General features: G+C 52.3%; 17 protein-coding genes. 12 read left to right on the top strand and 5 right to left on the bottom strand.

Going from position 1 to position 20,987, the window contains the following annotated elements; all coding sequences use genetic code 11:
* Window position 1 precedes the first annotated feature (1 nt).
* Complete coding sequence (locus HVZ52_RS05345) at window positions 2-1,288, bottom strand: outer membrane beta-barrel protein (RefSeq protein ID WP_181598961.1); 1,287 nt, start codon at window positions 1,286-1,288, stop codon at window positions 2-4.
* Window positions 1,278-2,693 (bottom strand): undecaprenyl-phosphate glucose phosphotransferase, encoded by a 1,416-nt coding sequence (locus HVZ52_RS05340; RefSeq protein WP_047499487.1) that lies wholly within the window; start codon window positions 2,691-2,693, stop codon window positions 1,278-1,280. Before HVZ52_RS05340 ends, HVZ52_RS05345 begins: the two co-directional genes overlap by 11 nt.
* Window positions 2,694-3,739: 1,046 nt before the next feature.
* Here HVZ52_RS05340 and HVZ52_RS05335 point away from each other — a divergent pair.
* From HVZ52_RS05335 to HVZ52_RS05320, 4 genes are read left to right on the top strand one after another with little or no spacing between them, the layout of a single operon-like run.
* The gene (locus tag HVZ52_RS05335) at window positions 3,740-4,315 is read left to right on the top strand and encodes a fimbrial protein (protein WP_249417950.1); all 576 of its coding nucleotides are present in this window, start codon (window positions 3,740-3,742) and stop codon (window positions 4,313-4,315) included.
* A gap of 54 nt (window positions 4,316-4,369) precedes the next feature.
* A complete protein-coding gene (locus tag HVZ52_RS05330; protein ID WP_049043329.1) occupies window positions 4,370-5,041 on the top strand; it encodes a molecular chaperone in 672 nt (223 codons plus the stop codon).
* Window positions 5,042-5,054: 13 nt separating this feature from the next.
* A complete protein-coding gene (locus tag HVZ52_RS05325) occupies window positions 5,055-7,607 on the top strand; it encodes a fimbria/pilus outer membrane usher protein (protein ID WP_049270964.1) in 2,553 nt (850 codons plus the stop codon).
* Window positions 7,608-7,617: 10 nt separating this feature from the next.
* Window positions 7,618-8,700 (top strand): fimbrial protein, encoded by a 1,083-nt coding sequence (locus HVZ52_RS05320; protein WP_181598960.1) that lies wholly within the window; start codon window positions 7,618-7,620, stop codon window positions 8,698-8,700.
* On the opposite strand, the gene HVZ52_RS05315 is transcribed toward HVZ52_RS05320, so the two are convergent.
* Both HVZ52_RS05315 and tctD read right to left on the bottom strand, forming a co-directional pair.
* Window positions 8,693-10,144, bottom strand: a complete 1,452-nt coding sequence (locus HVZ52_RS05315; protein ID WP_181598959.1) for a sensor histidine kinase — start codon at window positions 10,142-10,144, stop codon at window positions 8,693-8,695. The two genes, HVZ52_RS05320 and HVZ52_RS05315, sit on opposite strands and share 8 nt — an antisense overlap.
* Window positions 10,131-10,805, bottom strand: coding sequence for a transcriptional regulator TctD (gene tctD / locus HVZ52_RS05310; protein ID WP_016157281.1), 675 nt, complete (start codon window positions 10,803-10,805; stop codon window positions 10,131-10,133). Before tctD ends, HVZ52_RS05315 begins: the two co-directional genes overlap by 14 nt.
* Window positions 10,806-10,958: 153 nt before the next feature.
* Between tctD and HVZ52_RS05305 the strand changes: the two genes are divergently transcribed.
* Genes HVZ52_RS05305 through HVZ52_RS05295 form a run of 3 tightly spaced genes read left to right on the top strand, consistent with a single transcriptional unit; the run spans window position 10,959 to window position 13,910 of the window.
* Window positions 10,959-11,936, top strand: coding sequence for a tripartite tricarboxylate transporter substrate binding protein (locus tag HVZ52_RS05305; protein ID WP_080859118.1), 978 nt, complete (start codon window positions 10,959-10,961; stop codon window positions 11,934-11,936).
* Window positions 11,937-11,950: 14 nt separating this feature from the next.
* Entirely contained in the window at window positions 11,951-12,385 is a 435-nt protein-coding gene (locus tag HVZ52_RS05300; RefSeq protein WP_016154128.1) for a tripartite tricarboxylate transporter TctB family protein, read from the top strand.
* A gap of 10 nt (window positions 12,386-12,395) precedes the next feature.
* Window positions 12,396-13,910, top strand: coding sequence for a tripartite tricarboxylate transporter permease (locus tag HVZ52_RS05295; protein ID WP_047499477.1), 1,515 nt, complete (start codon window positions 12,396-12,398; stop codon window positions 13,908-13,910).
* Window positions 13,911-13,953: 43 nt separating this feature from the next.
* On the opposite strand, the gene HVZ52_RS05290 is transcribed toward HVZ52_RS05295, so the two are convergent.
* Complete coding sequence (locus HVZ52_RS05290) at window positions 13,954-14,844, bottom strand: LysR family transcriptional regulator (RefSeq protein ID WP_016157283.1); 891 nt, start codon at window positions 14,842-14,844, stop codon at window positions 13,954-13,956.
* Window positions 14,845-14,942: 98 nt separating this feature from the next.
* Here HVZ52_RS05290 and HVZ52_RS05285 point away from each other — a divergent pair, with 98 nt between their 5' ends.
* From HVZ52_RS05285 to gabT, 5 genes are all read left to right on the top strand, one after another.
* Window positions 14,943-15,545, top strand: coding sequence for a short chain dehydrogenase (locus tag HVZ52_RS05285; protein ID WP_016154131.1), 603 nt, complete (start codon window positions 14,943-14,945; stop codon window positions 15,543-15,545).
* 259 nt (window positions 15,546-15,804) lie between these two features.
* A complete protein-coding gene (gene glaH, locus HVZ52_RS05280) occupies window positions 15,805-16,782 on the top strand; it encodes a glutarate dioxygenase GlaH (protein WP_181598958.1) in 978 nt (325 codons plus the stop codon).
* Between the two features lie 19 nt (window positions 16,783-16,801).
* Window positions 16,802-18,070 carry an L-2-hydroxyglutarate oxidase gene (gene lhgO / locus HVZ52_RS05275; protein WP_181598957.1) on the top strand — a complete coding sequence of 423 codons (1,269 nt, stop codon included), beginning with the start codon at window positions 16,802-16,804 and terminating at the stop codon, window positions 18,068-18,070.
* Window positions 18,071-18,093: 23 nt separating this feature from the next.
* On the top strand, window positions 18,094-19,542 hold the full coding sequence (gabD, locus tag HVZ52_RS05270; protein ID WP_181598956.1) for an NADP-dependent succinate-semialdehyde dehydrogenase: 1,449 nt from the start codon (window positions 18,094-18,096) through the stop codon (window positions 19,540-19,542).
* Between the two features lie 25 nt (window positions 19,543-19,567).
* Window positions 19,568-20,851, top strand: coding sequence for a 4-aminobutyrate--2-oxoglutarate transaminase (gene gabT / locus HVZ52_RS05265; protein ID WP_046274853.1), 1,284 nt, complete (start codon window positions 19,568-19,570; stop codon window positions 20,849-20,851).
* Window positions 20,852-20,987: the final 136 nt, after the last annotated feature.

The raw sequence follows: 20,987 nt of genomic DNA, 5'->3' as shown, positions 1-20,987 counted from the left end.
TTTAGATCTGAACCTTAGCTTTAAGCATAATCATAGAATTATCATAACCCAACGTTCTGATGACTTCCTGATTGTCGTTGGGACCGATATAAAACGAATCAGTATCCTTATTCGAATTCAACGTATCTATTTGATATTTAATCTCAAAATTGACCGACGGTGTGTAGTCATAGCTCATGGTTACGCTAAATACCCCATCTTTATCATGCCGATCTTTATTCTGTTTTTTATAGTCTTCTGAAGTGTATGAGTAATCCAGCAAGGTAGAGAAACGGTTGCCTAACCAGAAGTGCTGGTAAGAAAGACCATACTGGGTGACTAAAATATATCCCCCAACTTCCGATGGGTCTTTAATGCTTTGCGCTGAGTGCACCGTGAAAACAGACTGTTGTAACGGCTTCCACTCCCCTTTTACATCCCAGTTTAGACCATTAAAATCATGCGAGTTTGCGTTGTTTTCAAATGTCTTGTACAACCATGAAATATTCATGTCGACATTGGTTTTTCCCGTCAACTGTGACTTCAGGCCATACAGTAAATAATACTCATTAGTGTCTTTTTCTGAGTTGTTATCATAGTGACGCTGGTTAGTAATAAAGCTATAGCGAAAACGCGTTCTGGATGTGTATTGGTCAAAAATTTCTGCCACCAGGCTATTTTCGTGCCATTCCTGTTCCTGAATGTAATTGTAGAAATCTTCACTACTCTCCTGGGCGTCAGACGTATTGCCGAACGTCAGTTTTTTGTATAACAACGCCAGTTCCGCTTTCCCGCGCCCATCCGGCGCGCCAAAGCTGTAGCGCAATTCACTGTTAATAAAATTCGTCGTCAGCGGAGATTTAATCCCATACTGCTCGAATTGACCCGGTAGAACCCCCTCAGTGATCCCTCGACCGCGGGATTCGTGCCCAAGCGTATCCTCCAGATTGAGTGTTAAGCCGTGCTTGAGCCCATAGCGCCAGGCACCGTTAAAACGGAAAAAATGATCGTTATAGTTATCAGCGGAATCGCTTGAGTAGTTACGATAATCACCGGAGTACATCAGTAAATACTTATCCTGACCGCGCTCTCCGATCATACTCAAAACGGGCGCTGCGCTCTGAAACGAGGAACCGATAGCATCTCTGCTATGTGGCTGATAAGACACGTTATCATTATAACCATAGTCCACAGCGACCTTGCCCTGGAAGTCGATCCCCGCAAAGCCAATGTGTGATTTCGGTGTTAAATCAGCCCATACGGGCTGCGATATCACGATTCCGGTAATCACGAGTAATTTAGTATGCATTCTTACCGATAAATCCTTTAAAAATAGTTTTAATAATAATTTTTATATCCAACCATAAAGACCAGTTTTGAATGTACTCAATATCGTACTGAACCCTTTTTTCCATCTTATAAAGCGCATCGATTTCCCCGCGGAAACCGTTGATCTGCGCAAGCCCGGTGATCCCAGGCTTAACTTTATGGCGGATCATGTAATTTTCGACCTGTTTACGGTACTGCTCATTATGCGTAACCGCATGAGGTCTGGGACCGACAATCGACATACTTCCCTGCAATACATTGATAAATTGCGGTAGTTCATCCAGTGAGGTGCGGCGTAAGAAACTACCGAATTTGGTTACCCGCGGATCGTTTTTAGTGGCCTGAATAACCGTATCGGCGTTCTCCATAACGCGCATCGAGCGAAACTTCCAGACCTTAATTTTTTGCCCGCTAAGACCATACCGGTCTTGTTTGAAAAAGACTGGCCCGCGGGAAGTGAGTTTGATTCCAATGGCAATGGCCAACATCAGCGAAGAAATCATCACCATAATGATGCTGCCAAGCACCAAATCTTCCGCCCGCTTGATAAACGAACCCGCCCCTTCAAACGGCGAACTAAAAATGCCAATAGTTTGCAGGTTGTGAATGGAGCGCAGCTTGGACATGTTGTTACTGTAGGTGTAGAAGTCAGGAACAATATACGTATCTACGGTGGTGTCTGACATCATCGCCAAAAAATGACGAATGCGTTGTAAAGCTACCATCGGTAAAGCGATGTAGATTTCGTCTATATTTCCCTGCCGGGCTTCCTCAACCAGATTGATCACCGGCCCACGAAAGGGGCTTTTAACCTTATCGACAATATCGCCACAGCGGGATAAGGCGCGCTCATCATAAAAAGCCAGATCTAATGTGATATTAGCGTATTCATCCATTAACGCGTTTTCTGCCGCCAGGCCATTGTCGGTCAGACCAATAATCGCCACGCGCATACTCTTTTTCGTTGAATATTTAAAAATGAAAAAGCGAATGTAATAAAGAAAAGGTAATGGGATGAAGTACCAGTAAATAATCGCTGAATAAAAGGGGGAAGGCAGTTTGTCTAAGTAGCCGAGAGACTCGGGTTCAGCCACCGTCATGCTGACCAGTTCGTTCAGAAAAATCGCCAGTAGTGTACAAAAAACCAAACGTTTTTGATTACGTAAACCGATCGTCTTAATCTTTTGTTGATACATTTTAATGTATTCAGCAAACAGTAAGAAAAAGACTGAGAAGAGAATACTCAGAATGGCAATGGTGTTAAATGGCGCCAGACCTAACAGATGGGCGCTAAAAATTAACGTCGCATTGATTACAATGAAATCGACCAGCTTTAAAAAGACTGGATATCCCTGGCTGCTAATCTTTAGCGATTTTTTAAGCATATCTCAGCCCATTATTTATTGATCTTTAATTGTTTTTTTCTCATTTATGTTGCTAATTATATCACAAGTCTTAAAAACGCAATGGCACACTGTCAGTAAATGTAAAAAACAATGTAATACAATGTGATGGGTTTCGCACCATACAAATGCAACCCAATGATTTAGATGATTATTTATTGGTAATATTTTTTAATTTCATCCTTAAAAAACATGATTAATTGCAACATAAACGTCATTGACAGATCACAATTCATAAGCTACCAGTGGCTAGAATCACATGATGAGCGCCTGACAACGGGTTAACCTTACAAAAAGCAATACTTTGTCCAAACCTCGTTGCACTACGCTCAGTGATGAGAGTCCTGGAGAGCGACAAGAAGAAATCAATAAGTGTATTTATAATTCCCACCATAAAAATAACTTAGTAACACATTTACAAAGCAATGATTAGCAACCTTATTATAAATAAGGTATTTTACGAAGAGTCTGCGATTGCTTTCATTTTCACGCTCAAATTTCAAAAAAAAAACGAATAGTAAAAAAATTTAGTTTAAATAATTGTAGCAACTCCGATGAGTAGAAGCGGCAAGCATGGCTTAAATTAAAACGATAGCCAATCATTGAGAAAATGCGTGTTACATATTACTAATGTCAACATTCTGCATGAACACACCTTTAACATCAGAGTTTACAGCGCTTACCAACACATCAATTTAAAATAAAGAGAAGAGAATAAATGACAGCATTAAAATTTTGTTAAAAGCAGCGTAAATCGCCCCAACGAATTATTGATAACAATGTATACACTTTTGTTAAGATATATATAAAAACACCTTCCAAAGCCATTCAATCATGCCAAAAAATTTTGTTTACTTATTTTTCGCAAATAAATAATATCCGCGCCGGATTACTTGTTGAGCAATTTACGCACGTTAATCATTTCTTTCAAATGAAGTCCTACATCATTTTTTGACGTTGATGAACTCCAGCTGAATCTGTGCCTCTGACAAGTACTTTTCTGGGTAAATAATAAATTTAACGGAGTTATGATGATGAAAACTGCACTTACCAGCAGTGTACTGGTCGCTTTGTTTGCCGCTAATGCTGGCGCAGCAGCGAATTACGTTACCACTGCCGCAACAGGTTCTAAAGCCACCGCGACGGTCCATTTTACCGGTGAAATTGTTGCCAGTACCTGCGTGGTGAGCACAGCAAACCAGCCAGGTAAAACAGTGGCATTGCCACAAGTTACCAGCCAGCTATTTAGCGGCGCGGGCTCTAGCACCGGTAATACTCCGTTTACGTTGCAATTTAGCGGCTGTAGTGGGGTAACTGGAGGAAGCGGCTATGTGGTGGTCTTTACCGGTAAAACCCCTGGCAGTAACGCAGCACTTCTGCAAGCGACTCGTGGTTCGACTCCTGCCACCGATGTTGGCATCGAAGTGGATCAAGCGGGTCATGCCCTTAATTTCGCTTCAGGTAGTAATGAGGTGATATTAACACCAGATCATAATGGCGATGCACAAATCGATCTGGTCGCCAAATATCAGCAAATTGGCGCAACGCTGCCTGCGGCTGGCACGATCACTGCGGATATGAATTACACCGTCATTTATAAATAACGGACGTTGATTGCTATGGATGGCACTCTTCCCTGAACCTGGAAAGTGCACCTGATGAATAAAATATTCTTTTACCTGTTGCTGTGTGTGGTTAGCACCGCTCACAGCGCAATTAATTTGGGTCAAACGCGCGTTATTTATAATGAGAACGATAAAGCGGCGATGTTTGACGTCAACAATAATACAGACAAGCCATATATGGTACAGACGTGGCTGGATAATGGTAATCCGGATGAGACGCCTGCCAATCTGCCAATGTTAATTACGCCCCCGATCCTGAAACTTGACGGCCATAAATCAGCCGTGTTGCGAGCTATTTATCAGGGCAACGGCTTTCCTGAGGATGTTGAATCTGTAGTGTGGATTAATGTGCAGGAAATCCCCACCATCGAGAATGAAGAAAATACCTTACAGCTGGCGCAGCGTATTCGCATCAAACTATTTTATCGCCCTGTTGGGCTGAATATGACGCTACCTGAAGCCGTTGAGAAATTACAGTGGCAGTGCCACGGTCATACTCTGCGGGCGGTCAATGCGACGCCGTTACATATCTCCCTGACGCAATTACATATTAACGGCCAAAACATTGATGCCGACATGATTGATCCGCATGGCGAACGCACGTTTGCGTTGTCACAGCAAAAAGTCAGCCATATCGGTTTTAGCTGGGTAGATGATTACGGCGGCACTAACGCGGTTAATAACGTCCCGGTATCTTGCAATTAAGTTAGGGTTGCACATGATGAAAAAAAATAAGCACCCGCAACGGTACACCCTCTTTACGCTGTCAACGCTGGCCGTGTGCATACCTGCATACGCCAGCAGCACGCCGCAGTTTAATACCCGTTTTGTACATGGTACGCAAAATATTACCTCCGTAGTGCAAATAGCCCGTAATGACGGACTTAGCGAAGGCACGTTTGAATACGATATATATCTTGACCATAGCTTCGTCGAAACGCGCAATGTTGACTTTAAAAGACGTCAACCACAAGGCAAGCCGCAACCTTGCCTGAGCGCGGACGATCTGCGCAAATACGGGATTAAAATCCCCGAGGGTAACGCCGATACCTGCGTGGAGCTCACGGCTCTGATCGCAAACAGTCGCCTGACGGCAGATGCAAACTACCAGCGCATTGATATTTCAGTGCCAGAAGCGTTTCTGCTTTCGACTGCGCATGACGCCGTGCCTGAATCGGCCTATGACGATGGGATTAATGCCGCTTTTGTCGGCTACAACGCCAATACGACGCACCTGATTGAACAGGGCCAGGATCATGACTCTGTTTTTGCCAGTTTTGCCAACGGTATAAACCTGGCGGGATGGCATTTTCGTAACCAGTCTACTTTCAGCTATGCCAGCGGTTCAGGCCGTCAATGGCAGGCGGTTTCCACGTGGGTGGAACGTAATATTATTGCGCTGCGTAGCCGCTTGCGCTTCGGGCAAACATATACGGACGACGATGTGTTTGACAGCATCCAGTTTACCGGGGCACAGCTCACCAGCGATGAAAACATGTTGCCTGATAGCCAACGCGATTTTGCGCCAGTCGTTCGCGGCGTCGCCAATAGCAATGCCACAATAGAAATCCGTCAAAATGGCTATCTGATTTACAGTAAAAACGTCGCGCCAGGCGCGTTTGACATTGACGATATTAACCCCAGCAACCAAAGCGGCGACCTGAACGTCAGCGTTATTGAAGCCGATGGCAGTCGGCGTAATTTCAGTGTGCCTTATTCGGCGGTCCCGAACATGCTGCGTGCAGGTAACAACCGCTTTCAGTTTACGGCAGGGGAATACCGCGACGGTTACAGCGGCGGTTGGCGACCCCGCTTTGTTCAAGGCACATTGAGTTATGGTCTCAGCTTTGGCTCCACGTTGTACGGTGGTTTCCTGACCGCAGAAAGCTATAATGCGATTGCCACCGGGATCGCGCAGGATCTGCACCAGTTCGGCGCGATCTCTTTCGATATCACTACCGCCAGAGCGCAGCTTGCCAGTGGAGATGCGTCCACAGGACAAAGTTACCGTTTCTTATACTCCAAATCGCTGAACCAGTACGGTACGGATTTCCGTCTGGTAGGCTACCGCTACAATACCTCCGGTTATTACAGCTTTAGCGACACCATTAACGAGCATAACAGTTGGTCCTCGGGCTATTACGACATCGCCTATGACGACCCGAATCAACAGTTGCGTTTTCCTGGCGAAGAGCACAACAAAAAGCATTACTACACCACTAACTACAATAATCGCCGCCAACGTTTTGAGGTCTCTGTTAACCAGCGTTTGTGGGATAACGCCTCTCTTTACGTCAGTGCCAGCCAGCAAAACTACTGGCACAACGGGAGTCACGACCGCACGATACAGCTGGGTTACAACGATACACTGGGGAAAATCAACTGGAGCGTTTATGTACAGGATACCCGTAACCAGTACGACTACCAGGACCGCAGTATCAACCTGACGCTTTCCATTCCATTCGATTTCATGGATAGCCGCGGCTTTGTCTCCACCAACATCATGCATAGCCAGCAGAATGGCGACAGCTACTCCACCAGCTACAGCAATACAGCATTTGACGATCGTCTGAGCTGGGGCGTTCAGGGCAGTACCACCGATCGACAGGATTCCTCTGCCGGGGTTAACGCCGCCTGGCAAGGCGACAAGATGAATGTTCAGGGGGGCTACAGCGCAGGACGCAACTACCAGAATATGAATATGGGCATCAGCGGCGGGGCAATGCTGCACGCAGGCGGCGTGACGCTCATGCACTCTCCTGGCGATACCATGGTGTTGGTCGAGGCCAAAAATGCCGACGGTGTCCATATCCAGCAACAAAATGGCGTGGCAATTGACGGTAACGGCTATGCGGTCCTTACCGCCGCAGACGCATGGCATTACAACGTGGTGAGTCTGAATACCGCTGATATTGGTGCCGGGCTGGATATTCCGCAGGCACAGAAAAAAATTGTTCCAACAGAGAAAGCCATCGGCAAAGTGGTGTTTGAAACCTTCAGCGGCCGCAACTATCTGGTCAATGCCGTCATGCCCGGCAATATTGCCCCCCCGGTCGGCGCGAACGTACGAGATACGAAAGGTCGTAGCCACGGTCTGGTCGGTATGCATGGCGCACTGTATGCCAGCGGTGTGGAAGACAATTCTCGCCTGGAAGTGCGCTGGGGCTCCCATGCAAATGAACACTGCTTTATTCAAATGCCGGATAACCATAACCAGCCGGTGAAGAAAATCGGATATACACAAATTACCGCCCAGTGCGTCGGCTCGTAAGGTGCAATCAATGAATCCGTTAAAAATAGTTAAACTCGTGGTGCTGCTTTGTTTGCCGATATTCAGTAGTGCAAGCTATGCGGTTACCTGTACAGCAAACAGCGTCTCCGTACACGTTGATCCCATTAAAATCAGCCACAGTACCACCGCTGGGGACACCGTTTGGGTGTCCAATCCACAAACCGTTAGCGTCACTTGCCGCGACACAGACTATATGCCCCACGGCGAAGCCGCCAGAATCTACATCGACCCTGATCATGAGTTTGCGCATTTTCTGCAGGGAACCAATATGAAACTGGTGGTGAGCATTGATGGTCGCCCCTACGATCAAAGCGCCCAGGCCGTCACCACCCAATATCAGGCAACGTTGCCCCGAGCAGGTTCAGACAACTACTGCAGGAGTAATAACCACAGCCATACCAGTGACTGCCAGGCGCGCTCGCAAACATTTTCTTTCACCTTTAACCTTAGTCTGGTCGCTACCGGAAAACTCCCGGATCCTTTGCCTGCGCTGGCCGGTCGCACCATCAACAAAGTTTTCGTCGTCGACGGTATTGGCAGCATTAACGCCTGCGGTTCGAGCTGCTCCACCAGCAATCCGGCAAAAAACTTTGGCCCCGCGCTTAATGGCCTGAATAACATCAGTTATATCAACTGCGAACCGATCGTCTCTATCAGCTCTGACAAAGGAACGGATACCGTCGAGTTTGGCAGGATCAGCATTACCGAAGCAAAAGTGGGAAAAGATAACAGCCACAGTAAACAGTTTGCCGTTATTGCCGCAGAAGCCGCCGGGAAGCATGAATGTCGCGGTATCAACTACGCGGTAACGTTTACCGGCACCACGAGCAACAGCGGCGCAGTTTTTACCGGTCAGGGGACGCCAGATATCGGCATTACGCTCCAGGATGCTGCACACCCCGGCTCCGGGGACATTATCAGCGGCAACCGTATCGATTTTGCCAGCAGCGCGTTTACCAACCAGAGCGACAGCCGACGCAAAGAGTTCATGGCAACCCTGTTCTGGCTGAAGAATCCTCCCCAACCCGGCACATTTAGTATTCCTGTCAATGCGACGGTGACCTTTAAATAACAGGCGCAGGACGATGCTGATCGTCCTGCGCGTCTCGCACCAGGCATAAAAACCGCAGTCGTATGCTTAACCCGCCTAATGTTTCACTCCGTGATAGCTGAGGGTGCGTGCGGTGCAGACGAGCAATGTCGTTGACCAGCGCCAGGCCTATCCCGGCGCCAGGGACATTACCGACGTTATCAAGGCGATGAAACGGTAGCAGCGCCTGGTGCACCATCTGCTCATCGATACCCGGCCCACTATCTTCAACCACCAGCACCACCGCCTCTCCTTTTCGCAGCAGACGGGCGGTTACCACACCATGCGGCGGCGTGTATTTCAGTGCGTTATCCAGCAGATTCCCGCACAGTTCGCCAAGCAGGACTTCATCGCCCTCAATCCACACCGCATCCTGTTCCCCTTCATAGCCCAGATCGATCCCTTTACTGCGCGCCTGCGCCAGTCGCGTGAAACAACTGCTTTGCACCACCTCATACAAATTAACCGGCGAGAAGTGCCTTTCTCCTTGCTCTTTGCGCTTCACAGCCGACAACTGTAACAGCCTTTCCGTCAGTTGAATGGTGTTGTCCAGCGTGGAGCTCATGGCTTGCAGACTCTCATACCATTGCTGCGGCTGCTGGCTGGCGAGGGCCACCGCCGCCTGAGTTTTTAGCACCGCCAGCGGCGTTTTAAGCTGATGGGAAGCATCCGCGCTGAAGCGCTCCTGGCGAGAGATCAGGCCGCGAAGTCGGTCCAGATAACGGTTGAATGCCACAATCAACAGACGGGTTTCCGACCACGGCAGCAGCTCTGGCAGCGGCGTCAGCAGCCCAGGCTCGCGACGCACCATCAGCGATGACAGCTGGCGCATCGGGCGTAACACCCGACGCAGCAGCCAGCCGACCAGCACCAGCGTGAGCAGCACCAGCAGCCCTTGCGAAACCCACGAGGAAAACAGCAGCTGTCGCGCCAGGTAACGTCGCGATTGCAGCGTTTCGGCGACATAAATCTCGGCCATGCCGATAATACCGCCCTCGTTGACGGGCTGCAGCAGACGCGCCACGCGAATTGCCTCCCCGCGATATTCAGTGTGATAAAACCACGCCAGCGCCGGATAAAGCCGCGTACGCGATGTCGCAGGCGGCATCGCAGGTAAATCGTCATAACCTGAGATAACCTTCCCCGCCGGATCGACCACCTTGTAATACAACCTGTCGTTCATATTCAGCTCAAAGCTGTCCAGCACTACCCACGGCACATTCACTTCCAACTGTTTGTTGTGCACCACCAGTCGCTCGGAGACGGTTCTGGCAGACGAGAGCAGCGTCCGGTCATACGCCTGCGTCGCCGCCTGTAGCGCGCTGACATAGCTGTTAAATGCCGACAGCCCCCACAACAACATGAGCGGCAAACCCAGAAACATCAGCAGTTGCAGGTACAACGATTGGGGTTTAACCCACTTCATCGCTACGCTCCAGTACATAGCCCAGTCCGCGCAGCGTGGCGATGCGCACATCGCTTCCCTGTAGCTTTTTACGCAGACGATGGATGTACAATTCAATGCTTTCGGGGCTGACCTCATCGTTTAGACTGAAGACCTGTTCAAACAACTGCTGACGCGAAACCGGTCGCAATCGACGGTACATCAGCACCGTCAGCAATGCCTGTTCGCGCGGCGTGAGCGCCAGCGGCTGCCCCTGCAACAGAAAATAGCCCTCATCGTGAAACGCCAGTTCACCCAGTTGCTGTATGCCCTGCACCTGCCCCGCGCTGCGGCGTAGCAAAGCCCTCAGCCGCGCATCCAGCTCCTCGATTTCAAACGGTTTTGCCAGATAATCATCGGCCCCGACGTTCAATCCTTTCACCCGATCGGCCACCGCGCTGCGCGCCGTCAGCAGCAGAACAGGAAGCGTCTGCCCGCGTTTGCGCAGGCGCTGAACGACGTCAAGACCATCCAGTCCCGGCATATTGATGTCCAGCACCGCCAGCGCGTACGTTTCGCTATGTAAAAGATGGTCGGCCGCCAGGCCATCAAAAACGCAGTCGACGGCAAAACCGTTTTGCACCAGCGCTTTCTCCAGCCAGTGAGCTAACTCACGGTTATCTTCCGCTAATAAGAGACGCATATCACATCCTGTAAAGTTTCTGCCGCATTGAAAGGGAATTGAAAGGTTAATGTTTTAACAATCACGCAACCGAACTGCTACACATCGGCTCACATAATCACAAAAATCTTCTTCCGTACCCGAAAATCCGGTTTTCCGGCGTGAGGATAAACAATGAAAAAACAGTTACTTCGTACCCTTACTGCAAGCATTTTACTGATGAGTACCTCTGTTCTGGCGGAACAAGCGCCATCGCGCACAGAATGTATCGCCCCTGCTAAACCTGGCGGTGGTTTCGATCTCACCTGTAAGTTGATTCAAGTGAGCATGATGGAAACCGGCGCTATCGAAAAACCGATGCGCGTTACCTACATGCCCGGTGGCGTTGGCGCCGTGGCCTATAACGCGATCGTCGCGCAACGTCCGGCTGAAGCGGGTACCGTAGTGGCATTCTCCGGCGGCTCGCTGCTTAACCTGTCACAAGGGAAGTTTGGTCGCTACGGCGTTGATGATGTCCGCTGGCTGGCAAGCGTCGGCACTGACTACGGCATGATTGCCGTACGCCAGGACTCACCCTGGAAAACGCTGAAAGATCTGCTGACGGCAATGGAGAAAGATCCTAACAGCGTGGTCATTGGCGCAGGCGCCTCTATCGGTAGTCAGGACTGGATGAAGTCGGCGCTGCTGGCGCAAAAAGCCAACGTCGATCCACATAAGATGCGCTATGTGGCCTTTGAGGGCGGCGGCGAACCGGTCACCGCGCTGATGGGGAATCACGTACAGGTGGTTTCCGGCGATCTCAGCGAGATGGTGCCTTATCTTAGCGGCGACAAAATCCGCGTGCTCGCCGTGTTCTCTGATGAACGTTTGCCGGGCCAGTTAGCTAACGTACCAACCGCCAAAGAGCAGGGTTACGACCTCGTGTGGCCCATCATTCGTGGCTTCTACGTTGGACCAAAAGTCAGCGACGCCGAGTATCAGTGGTGGGTTGATGCCTTTAACAAACTCCAGCAGACCGATGAGTTTAAAAAGCAGCGCGATCTGCGCGGCCTGTTTGAATTCAACATGAGCGGTAAGCAGCTCGACGAATACGTGAAAAAGCAGGTCACGGATTACCGTGAGCAGGCGAAAGCCTTCGGTCTGGCGAAATAAGCGCAGAGGCAAAGATGATGAGCGATCGTATTTTTGCAGGTATCTGGCTGTTGCTCTGCATAGCCGGGCTGTTCGTGGCCTGGCAAATCACCAGCGAATACAGCTATGAGCCGGTTGGGCCGCGTCCCTTTCCGCTTGGCATTATCAGCCTGATGCTGGTATGCGCCGTGGCGCTGCTGTTGCGCCATCCCGACACCATCAGTTGGCCCCGCCGTCACGTGCTGCAAAAGCTGCTGACGATGGTGATTGTTCTGTTGATGTACGCCTGGGGTTTCGAATGGCTCGGTTTTCCCATCTCCACCGCCATTCTCACCGTGGTGATTGGCATGCTGTTCGGCGCAACCATTCCGGCTGCGGGTATTTCCGGCGCGGTACTCGGCATTCTGCTGTGGTATGCCTTTGACCGACTGCTTGACGTCACCTTACCACTCGGCGCCTGGCTGGGTTAACGGAGAAACGATGGATACCTGGATTTATCTTTCTCAGGGTTTCGCGGTGGCCATGACGCCGGAAAACCTGGTCATCGCCCTGATTGGCTGTTTTGTCGGTACCATTGTCGGGCTGTTGCCTGGTCTTGGACCCATTAACGGCGTGGCGATCCTGCTGCCTCTGGCGTTCGCTTTGCATCTGCCTGCAGAATCTGCGCTGATCCTGCTGGCTACGGTCTACATAGGTTGTGAATACGGCGGACGTATCTCCTCCATCCTGCTGAATGTTCCCGGCGATGCGGCGGCGATTATGACCGCGCTGGATGGCTACCCGATGGCGCAGCAAGGCCGCGGCGGCGTTGCGCTCTCTATCTCGGCGGTCAGCTCTTTCATTGGTTCGCTTATCGCTATCGGCGGCATCATTCTGTTTGCCCCGGCGTTAGCCCAATGGTCGCTGGCCTTCGGTCCGGCGGAATACTTTGCCTTAATGGTTTTCGCCATTGCCTGCCTCGGCAGCATGATGGCGCAAAACCCGCTGAAATCATTTCTGGCAGCGCTTATCGGTCTCGGCCTTGCGACCGTTGGCGTAGACGCCAATACCGGGGTTTATCGCTTTACCTTTGACAGCGTTCATCTCTCCGACGGTGTGCAGTTTATCGTGGTAGTGATTGGGCTGTTCTCAGTCTCTGAAATACTGTTAATGCTGGAACATACCAGCAGTGGCCAGACGCTGGTGCGTAAAACGGGCCGCATGTTATTTAACGCTAAAGAAGGTGCGCAGTGCGTTGGCGCAACCCTGCGTTCATCGGTGATTGGCTTTTTCGTCGGCGTCCTGCCTGGCGCGGGCGCAACCATTGCCAGCGCTATCACCTACATGACCGAGAAAAAGCTCAGCGGCAATAGCGACAGCTTCGGCAAAGGGGATATACGCGGCGTGGCGGCCCCCGAAGCCGCCAACAACGCCTCGGCCTGTGGCTCCTTTATCCCGATGCTGACGCTCGGCGTACCGGGCTCCGGCACCACAGCGGTGATGATGGGCGCGCTGACGCTGTACAATATCACCCCGGGTCCGGCCATGTTCACCGAACAGCCGGATATCGTTTGGGGGCTGATTGCGGCGCTGCTGATTGCTAACGTGATGCTGCTGGTGATGAACATCCCGTTGATCGGCCTGTTTACCCGTATGCTGACCATCCCCTTGTGGTTTTTGGTACCGGCTATCGCGGCAGTCTCCGCGGTGGGCGTGTATGCCGTCCACAGCACCACTTTCGATCTGGTGCTGATGGTTGCCCTCGGCGTACTGGGCTACATATTGCGCAAAATGCACTTCCCGATGTCGCCGTTGATTTTAGGCTTCGTTCTGGGGGAAATGCTGGAGCAGAACCTGCGTCGGGCGCTGTCTATCAGTAACGGTAATATGGATATTCTGTGGGCCAGCAGCGTGGCGAAAGTGCTGCTGGTGATGGCGGTACTGGTTATCGTGGTCCCGCCAGTACTACGCCTGATTCGTAAACGTAACAGCAAACCACAGGTGGATATCAGCTAATAATATGCCGGGTAGCGGCGCTGACGCGCCTTATCCGGCATTTTCATCTTAATTCCTGAACGGCACTGAGTACGTGCTCAACAAACCGCGTCAGCTTAGGCAGCGGACGCAAATCTTGTCGCCACAGTAGATGAATCGGCCGCGGCTGCGGCGTAAACTTTTCCAGTATCCGAATCAGTTTCCCGGTAGCCAGCTCTTGCGCCAGCAGCACCTCCGGTTGCAATAACAGTCCAGCCCCCGCTACCGCCGCCATACGCAGGCCATGACCATCGTTACAACGCAGGATCGCATCGCGCTTCCATCTGACTTCGCCCGTCACGCCAGGCAGTATCCATTCGTTGCGAGCGGTCCACACGGTATGGGACAGGCACAGATGATCCACCAGATCCGCTGGCGTAAGGGGCGTGCCATGACGGGCAAGATAATCCTTTGATGCACAGATCGCCATACGGTAAGGGCACAGGTATTTCGCCACCACATCAGTCTGATGGATATCGCCAATACGGATCGCCAGGTCGACGCCTTCATTCACCAGATCAACCATCCGGTTGGTCAGATCCAGCTCAATGCGCACCTCTGGCCAGGCCTGTAAAAACGCAGCGGCCAGCGGCGAGATAACGCAAGCGCCAAAAGAAGTAGGCGCGCTAATGCGCAGCGTCCCCGCAGGGGCCAGCCGCAGACGCTCTACCGAACGCTCAGCTATCGACACCTGCTCCAGCACGCGGCGGGCTTCTTCAAAATAGACACGCCCGGCATCGGTCAGGCTCTGGCGGCGAGTATTGCGCTCCAGCAGACGCGTCCCAAGCTGTGCTTCCAGTTGGGTGATATATTTTCCCACCATCACCGCAGACATCTCGAGTCTAGTTGCCGCGGAGGTAAAGCTTCCGCTCTCCACCACGGCGATAAACGTTTCCATGCCGCGCAGCTTATCCATATTACAAACCTCTGGTTAGTAATCATCTAACTTATAGCCAGTTTATCCGATTTCATTTTCATTAAAGAATAGTGGCTCACACTATTCTGGAGGTGGTTATGAAAATCGTCATTATTGGTGCCAGCGGTACAGTGGGGCGCGCAGTCACAGAAACGTTAAGCCGTAAACATGAGGTGATCCGCGTAGGTCGCACGCAGGGAGATTACCAGGTCGATATCACCTCGCAGGAGAGTGTCGGGGCATTGTTTGAAAAAGTCGGTCGGGTAGATGCGATCGTTTCCGCCACCGGCAACCTGTTCTTTGGCCCACTGTCGACAATGACCGACGAGGACTTTAATCAGGGATTACAGGATAAGCTGTTAGGCCAGATACGTCTGGCATTAACCGGGCAACATTTCCTCAATGATGGCGGCTCGATTACGCTGATTAGCGGCATTATCGCCCATGAACCCATCGCACAAGGGGCGAATGCGGCAACGATCAATGCCGGGCTGGAAGGATTTGTGCGCGCTGCTGCCTGTGAGCTAGGTCGTGGCCAGCGCATTAACCTGATAAGCCCAACCGTACTCAGTGAATCCGCCGAAGCATACGATGGTTTCTTCCCAGGCTTTGAAAGCGTCCCCGCCGCTACCGTTGCCAATGCCTATCGCCGCAGCGTGGAAGGCATCCAAACCGGGCGCATTTATAAAGTCGGTTACTGACTTTGCTGCTGCCGTTGAGTTACCCTCAGCGGCAGAATAATTAACTCTTTGTTTTAAAATAACATTACCTATCCTCCCTTCTCCTCTCGCACTTAACCTCATTTTTTATAATGTTAAACAATTGTTGTTTTTGATCACAAATAATAAACAAACAAGCCCATTCTGTGCGCGTTTTTCAAAAATGTAGATATTTTTAATTTATGGCTACGAAACGAGCTGCGCCATATCTCCCTGACAATCTACTGAGAGGAACGATTTGATGAACGCACTGACTGCCGTAAAACCGAACGCTGATGATCCAGCCCAGCACTACAGCGGTTTCACGTTGAAACCATCAGCCCAGTCCCCACGCCTGCTGGAGCTGACTTTTTCCGCTGAGACCACTGAGCAATTTCTGGAAGCCGTAGCGCAGTGGCCGGTGCAGGCACTGGAATACAAATCCTTCCTGCGCTTCAAAGTGGGCAAGATCCTCGACGACCTGTGCGGCAATCAGTTGCAGCCTTTGCTGCTGAAAACGTTGCTCGATCGTGCCGAAGGCGCACTGCTGATCAACGCCGTTGGCGTGGATGATGTGGCACAGGCTGAAGAGATGGTCAAGCTGGCGACGGCGGTAGCGCATCTTATCGGGCGCTCCAATTTTGACGCGATGAGCGGTCAATACTATGCCCGTTTTGTGGTGAAAAACGTTGATAACTCAGACAGCTATCTGCGCCAGCCGCACCGTGTAATGGAGCTGCATAACGACGGAACCTACCTCGAAGAAATCACCGACTATGTGCTGATGATGAAGATTGACGAGCAGAACATGACCGGCGGTAACTCGCTGCTGCTGCACCTCGACGACTGGGAACATCTGGATCAGTACTTTACCCACCCGCTGGCGCGTCGCGCCATGCGCTTTGCCGCACCGCCAAGCAAAAACGTCAGCCAGGAAGTGTTCCATCCGGTGTTTGACGTTGACCAGCAGGGCCGCCCGGTGATGCGCTACATCGACCAGTTCGTCCAGCCTAAAGATTATGAAGAAGGCGTCTGGCTGAGCGATTTGTCCGATGCGTTGGAAACCAGCAAGGCCATTATTTCCGTTCCGGTTTCAGTCGGTAAATTCCTGTTAATCAACAACCTGTTCTGGTTGCACGGTCGCGATCGCTTTACCTCGCATCCCGACCTGCGCCGCGAACTGATGCGCCAGCGTGGTTATTTCGCTTACGCGACAAACCACTACCAGACCCATCAGTAAGCGCGAAGGAATAAAGCGGATGTATGATTTTGTGATTATTGGCGGCGGCATTATCGGCATGTCGACCGCCATGCAGCTGATTGATGTCTATCCGGACGCCAGAATCGCGCTGCTGGAAAAAGAGTCCGGCCCGGCCTGTCACCAGACGGGCCACAACAGCGGCGTAATTCATGCCGGGGTCTATTACACCCCCGGCAGCCTGAAGGCGCAGTTTTGCCTGGCCGGAAATCGCGCCACAAAAGCCTTTTGCGACCAAAACGGCATCCGCTACGACGTCTGCGGAAAAATGCTGGTTGCCACCTCCGAACTGGAAATGGAGCGCATGCGCGCGCTGTGGGATCGCACCGCCGCTAACGGCCTTGAGCGCGAATGGCTGAATGCGCAGGAGCTTCGCGAGCGTGAACCCAACATCACCGGGCTGGGCGGTATTTTTGTTCCGTCGAGCGGGATCGTCAGCTACCGCGAAGTCACCGCCGCGATGGCGAAAATATTTCAGGCCAAAGGCGGTGAGATTATCTACAACGCTGAGGTCAGCGCGCTAAAAGAGCACGCTGCGGGCGTTGTCGTACATACCCTTCAGGGTCAGGAATTTGAGGGAGCGACGCTGATTAGCTGCTCTGGCCTGATGGCGGACCGACTAGTGAAAATGCTCGGCGTTGAACCCGGCTTTATCATCTGTCCGTTCCGTGGCGAATATTTCCGTCTGGCGTCAGAACATAACCAGATAGTCAACCATCTGATCTACCCCATCCCCGACCCGGCGATGCCGTTTCTCGGCGTTCATCTGACCCGGATGATTGACGGCAGCGTCACCGTGGGCCCCAACGCGGTACTGGCATTTAAACGTGAAGGCTACCGTAAACGCGACTTCTCGCTCAGCGATACGCTGGAGATCCTCAGCTCTTCCGGCATTCGTCGCGTGCTGCAAAACAACCTGCGCTCAGGACTTGGCGAAATGAAAAATTCGCTGTGCAAAAGCGGTTATCTGCGGCTGGTACAAAAGTACTGCCCGAGTCTGACGCTCAAGGATCTGCAGCCCTGGCCTGCAGGCGTGCGGGCACAGGCTGTATCACCGGACGGCAAGCTAATCGACGATTTCCTGTTTGTCACCACGCCACGCTCAATTCACACCTGTAACGCGCCTTCTCCGGCAGCAACGTCGGCGATCCCTATCGGCGCGCATATTGTCAGCAAAGTTCATGCGCTGCTGGAGAACCAGAGTAATCCCGGACGCACGCTGCGTGCGGCACGTAGCGTGGAAACATTACACGCCGCATTCACCCGTTAAAACGATTTAGACAGGACGCAATTATGCAACTTAACGATCCAACCTTATTTCGCCAGCAGGCACTGATCGACGGCAACTGGCGTGACGCCAACAGCGGCGAGACCATCGCGGTGACCAACCCCGCCAACGGTCAGCAATTAGGTAGCGTACCGAAAATGGGGGCGGATGAAACCCGCGAAGCGATTAACGCCGCTAACCGCGCTCTGCCCGCCTGGCGTGCGCTGACCGCCAAAGAGCGGGCCAACATCCTGCGCCGCTGGTTCAACCTGATGATTGAGCATCAGGACGATCTCGCCCGTCTGATGACCCTGGAACAGGGTAAACCGCTGGCAGAAGCCAAAGGTGAAATCACCTATGCCGCTTCCTTTATTGAGTGGTTTGCCGAAGAGGGCAAACGTATCTATGGCGATACGATCCCCGGCCACCAGGCCGACAAACGCCTAATCGTCATCAAACAGCCGATCGGCGTTACCGCCGCGATTACGCCGTGGAACTTCCCCGCGGCGATGATTACCCGCAAAGCCGGTCCGGCGCTGGCGGCTGGTTGCACAATGGTGCTTAAACCGGCCAGCCAGACCCCCTACTCCGCACTGGCGCTGGCAGAGCTTGCCAATCGCGCCGGGATCCCGGCAGGCGTTTTCAGCGTGGTGACCGGTTCAGCGAGCGAGGTCGGCAACGAGCTGACTGGCAACCCGCTGGTACGCAAGCTGTCATTTACCGGCTCAACCGAAATTGGCCGTCAGTTAATGCAGCAGTGCGCCAAAGACATCAAAAAAGTGTCGCTGGAGCTGGGCGGCAATGCGCCGTTTATCGTCTTTGACGATGCCGATCTCGATAAAGCCGTGGAAGGCGCACTGGCATCGAAGTTCCGTAACGCTGGCCAAACCTGTGTCTGCGCCAACCGCCTGTACGTGCAGGACGGCGTGTATGACCGTTTTGCCGAAAAACTCCAGCAGGCAGTGAGCAAACTGCACCTCGGCGATGGTCTGCAACCTGACGTCACCACCGGGCCGCTGATCGACGAGAAAGCGGTAGCCAAAGTGCAGGAACACATCGCCGATGCTCTGGATAAAGGCGCGCGCATTATCGCGGGCGGCAAACCTCACGCACTCGGCGGCAACTTCTTCCAGCCCACCATTTTGGTGGATGTGCCTGACAACGCGAAGGTCGCCAAAGAAGAGACGTTCGGCCCGCTGGCTCCGCTGTTCCGGTTTAAGGACGAGGCTGACGTCATCGCTCAGGCCAATGACACCGAGTTTGGTCTGGCCGCCTATTTCTACGCCCGTGATTTGAGCCGCGTCTTTCGCGTTGGCGAAGCGCTGGAATACGGCATTGTCGGGATTAACACCGGCATTATCTCCAACGAAGTCGCCCCGTTTGGGGGAATTAAAGCCTCCGGTCTTGGCCGTGAAGGATCGAAATACGGCATCGAAGACTACTTAGAAATCAAATATATGTGCATCGGCCTTTAATAAAATAAATACTGGAGAACACCTGATGAGCACCAACAAAGAACTTATGCAACGTCGCAGCAACGCCGTTCCCCGTGGCGTAGGACAAATCCACCCTATTTTTGCCGAGCGTGCAGAAAACTGTCGAGTCTGGGACGTTGAAGGCCGTGAATTCCTCGATTTTGCTGGCGGTATTGCGGTGCTGAACACCGGCCACCTGCACCCGCAGATCGTCTCTGCGGTAGAAGCACAGTTGAAAAAGCTGTCCCATACCTGTTTCCAGGTGCTGGCCTATGAGCCGTACCTGGAGCTGTGCGAAATCATGAATAAGAAAGTGCCGGGCGATTTCGCCAAAAAAACCCTGCTGGTGACAACCGGCTCGGAAGCGGTGGAAAACGCGGTGAAAATCGCCCGCGCCGCCACCAAACGAACCGGCACTATCGCCTTCAGCGGCGCTTACCACGGTCGAACCCACTACACCCTGTCGCTGACCGGGAAAGTAAACCCGTACTCTGCAGGAATGGGACTGATGCCGGGCCACGTGTACCGTGCGCTTTATCCTTGCCCGCTGCACGGCATCAGTGAAGACGATGCTATCGCCAGCATTCACCGTATCTTCAAAAATGATGCCGCTCCGGAAGATGTTGCCGCCATCGTGATTGAGCCCGTCCAGGGCGAAGGTGGTTTTTACGCCGCCTCTCCTGCTTTTATGCAACGTCTGCGCGCCATTTGTGACGAGCACGGCATCATGCTGATTGCCGATGAAGTACAGAGCGGCGCAGGCCGTACCGGTACGCTGTTCGCTATGGAGCAGATGGGCGTTGCGCCCGATCTCACCACCTTTGCCAAATCTATTGCTGGTGGCTTCCCGCTGGCGGGAGTGACCGGGCGCGCCGAAGTCATGGACGCTATCCCACCGGGCGGTCTGGGCGGTACCTATGCCGGTAACCCGATTGCCTGTGCCGCCGCCCTGGCGGTACTGAATATTTTCGAACAGGAAAATCTGCTGCAAAAAGCCAACGACCTGGGGCAAACCCTGCGCGAAGGCCTGCTGGCTATCGCGGAAACCCACCGCGAGATTGGCGATGTACGCGGGCTGGGAGCGATGATCGCAATTGAACTGTTTGAAGACGGCGATCACACGAAACCAGACGCCAAACTGACCGCGGAAATCGTCGCGCGTGCGCGCGATAAAGGGCTGATCCTGCTCTCCTGCGGACCTTACTACAACGTACTGCGCATTCTTGTCCCACTGACCATTGAAGATGCCCAAATCCGCCAGGGGCTGGACATTATCGCTCAGTGTTTTGCCGAAGCGAAGCAGGGTTAACACCGCATTCGACCAATAAAAAACGCAATCCTCAGGCCGGATAAGGCGGAGCCGCCATCCGGCAGACAGGGTCAATAACAATAAATACGCGTGCCCCGGCGCGGGAATGCCGGGGTGCTCTCCCAAGTGAAATACT

The sequence above is a fragment of the Citrobacter sp. RHB36-C18 genome (assembly GCF_013814485.1).
Taxonomy (GTDB): domain Bacteria; phylum Pseudomonadota; class Gammaproteobacteria; order Enterobacterales; family Enterobacteriaceae; genus Citrobacter; species Citrobacter braakii.
Note: the sequence above shows the minus strand (reverse complement) of the source record. Positions and strands in the feature narration are given on the sequence as shown.

What these genes read in the sequence shown, in the direction of transcription:
- HVZ52_RS05345 (WP_181598961.1), bottom strand. Translation starts at nt 1,288, where the DNA reads ATGCATACTAAATTACTCGTGATTACCGGAATCGTGATATCGCAGCCC.
- HVZ52_RS05340 (WP_047499487.1), bottom strand. Translation starts at nt 2,693, where the DNA reads ATGCTTAAAAAATCGCTAAAGATTAGCAGCCAGGGATATCCAGTCTTT.
- HVZ52_RS05335 (WP_249417950.1), top strand. Translation starts at nt 3,740, where the DNA reads ATGATGATGAAAACTGCACTTACCAGCAGTGTACTGGTCGCTTTGTTT.
- HVZ52_RS05330 (WP_049043329.1), top strand. Translation starts at nt 4,370, where the DNA reads ATGAATAAAATATTCTTTTACCTGTTGCTGTGTGTGGTTAGCACCGCT.
- HVZ52_RS05325 (WP_049270964.1), top strand. Translation starts at nt 5,055, where the DNA reads ATGATGAAAAAAAATAAGCACCCGCAACGGTACACCCTCTTTACGCTG.
- HVZ52_RS05320 (WP_181598960.1), top strand. Translation starts at nt 7,618, where the DNA reads ATGAATCCGTTAAAAATAGTTAAACTCGTGGTGCTGCTTTGTTTGCCG.
- HVZ52_RS05315 (WP_181598959.1), bottom strand. Translation starts at nt 10,144, where the DNA reads ATGAAGTGGGTTAAACCCCAATCGTTGTACCTGCAACTGCTGATGTTT.
- tctD (WP_016157281.1), bottom strand. Translation starts at nt 10,805, where the DNA reads ATGCGTCTCTTATTAGCGGAAGATAACCGTGAGTTAGCTCACTGGCTG.
- HVZ52_RS05305 (WP_080859118.1), top strand. Translation starts at nt 10,959, where the DNA reads ATGAAAAAACAGTTACTTCGTACCCTTACTGCAAGCATTTTACTGATG.
- HVZ52_RS05300 (WP_016154128.1), top strand. Translation starts at nt 11,951, where the DNA reads ATGATGAGCGATCGTATTTTTGCAGGTATCTGGCTGTTGCTCTGCATA.
- HVZ52_RS05295 (WP_047499477.1), top strand. Translation starts at nt 12,396, where the DNA reads ATGGATACCTGGATTTATCTTTCTCAGGGTTTCGCGGTGGCCATGACG.
- HVZ52_RS05290 (WP_016157283.1), bottom strand. Translation starts at nt 14,844, where the DNA reads ATGGATAAGCTGCGCGGCATGGAAACGTTTATCGCCGTGGTGGAGAGC.
- HVZ52_RS05285 (WP_016154131.1), top strand. Translation starts at nt 14,943, where the DNA reads ATGAAAATCGTCATTATTGGTGCCAGCGGTACAGTGGGGCGCGCAGTC.
- glaH (WP_181598958.1), top strand. Translation starts at nt 15,805, where the DNA reads ATGAACGCACTGACTGCCGTAAAACCGAACGCTGATGATCCAGCCCAG.
- lhgO (WP_181598957.1), top strand. Translation starts at nt 16,802, where the DNA reads ATGTATGATTTTGTGATTATTGGCGGCGGCATTATCGGCATGTCGACC.
- gabD (WP_181598956.1), top strand. Translation starts at nt 18,094, where the DNA reads ATGCAACTTAACGATCCAACCTTATTTCGCCAGCAGGCACTGATCGAC.
- gabT (WP_046274853.1), top strand. Translation starts at nt 19,568, where the DNA reads ATGAGCACCAACAAAGAACTTATGCAACGTCGCAGCAACGCCGTTCCC.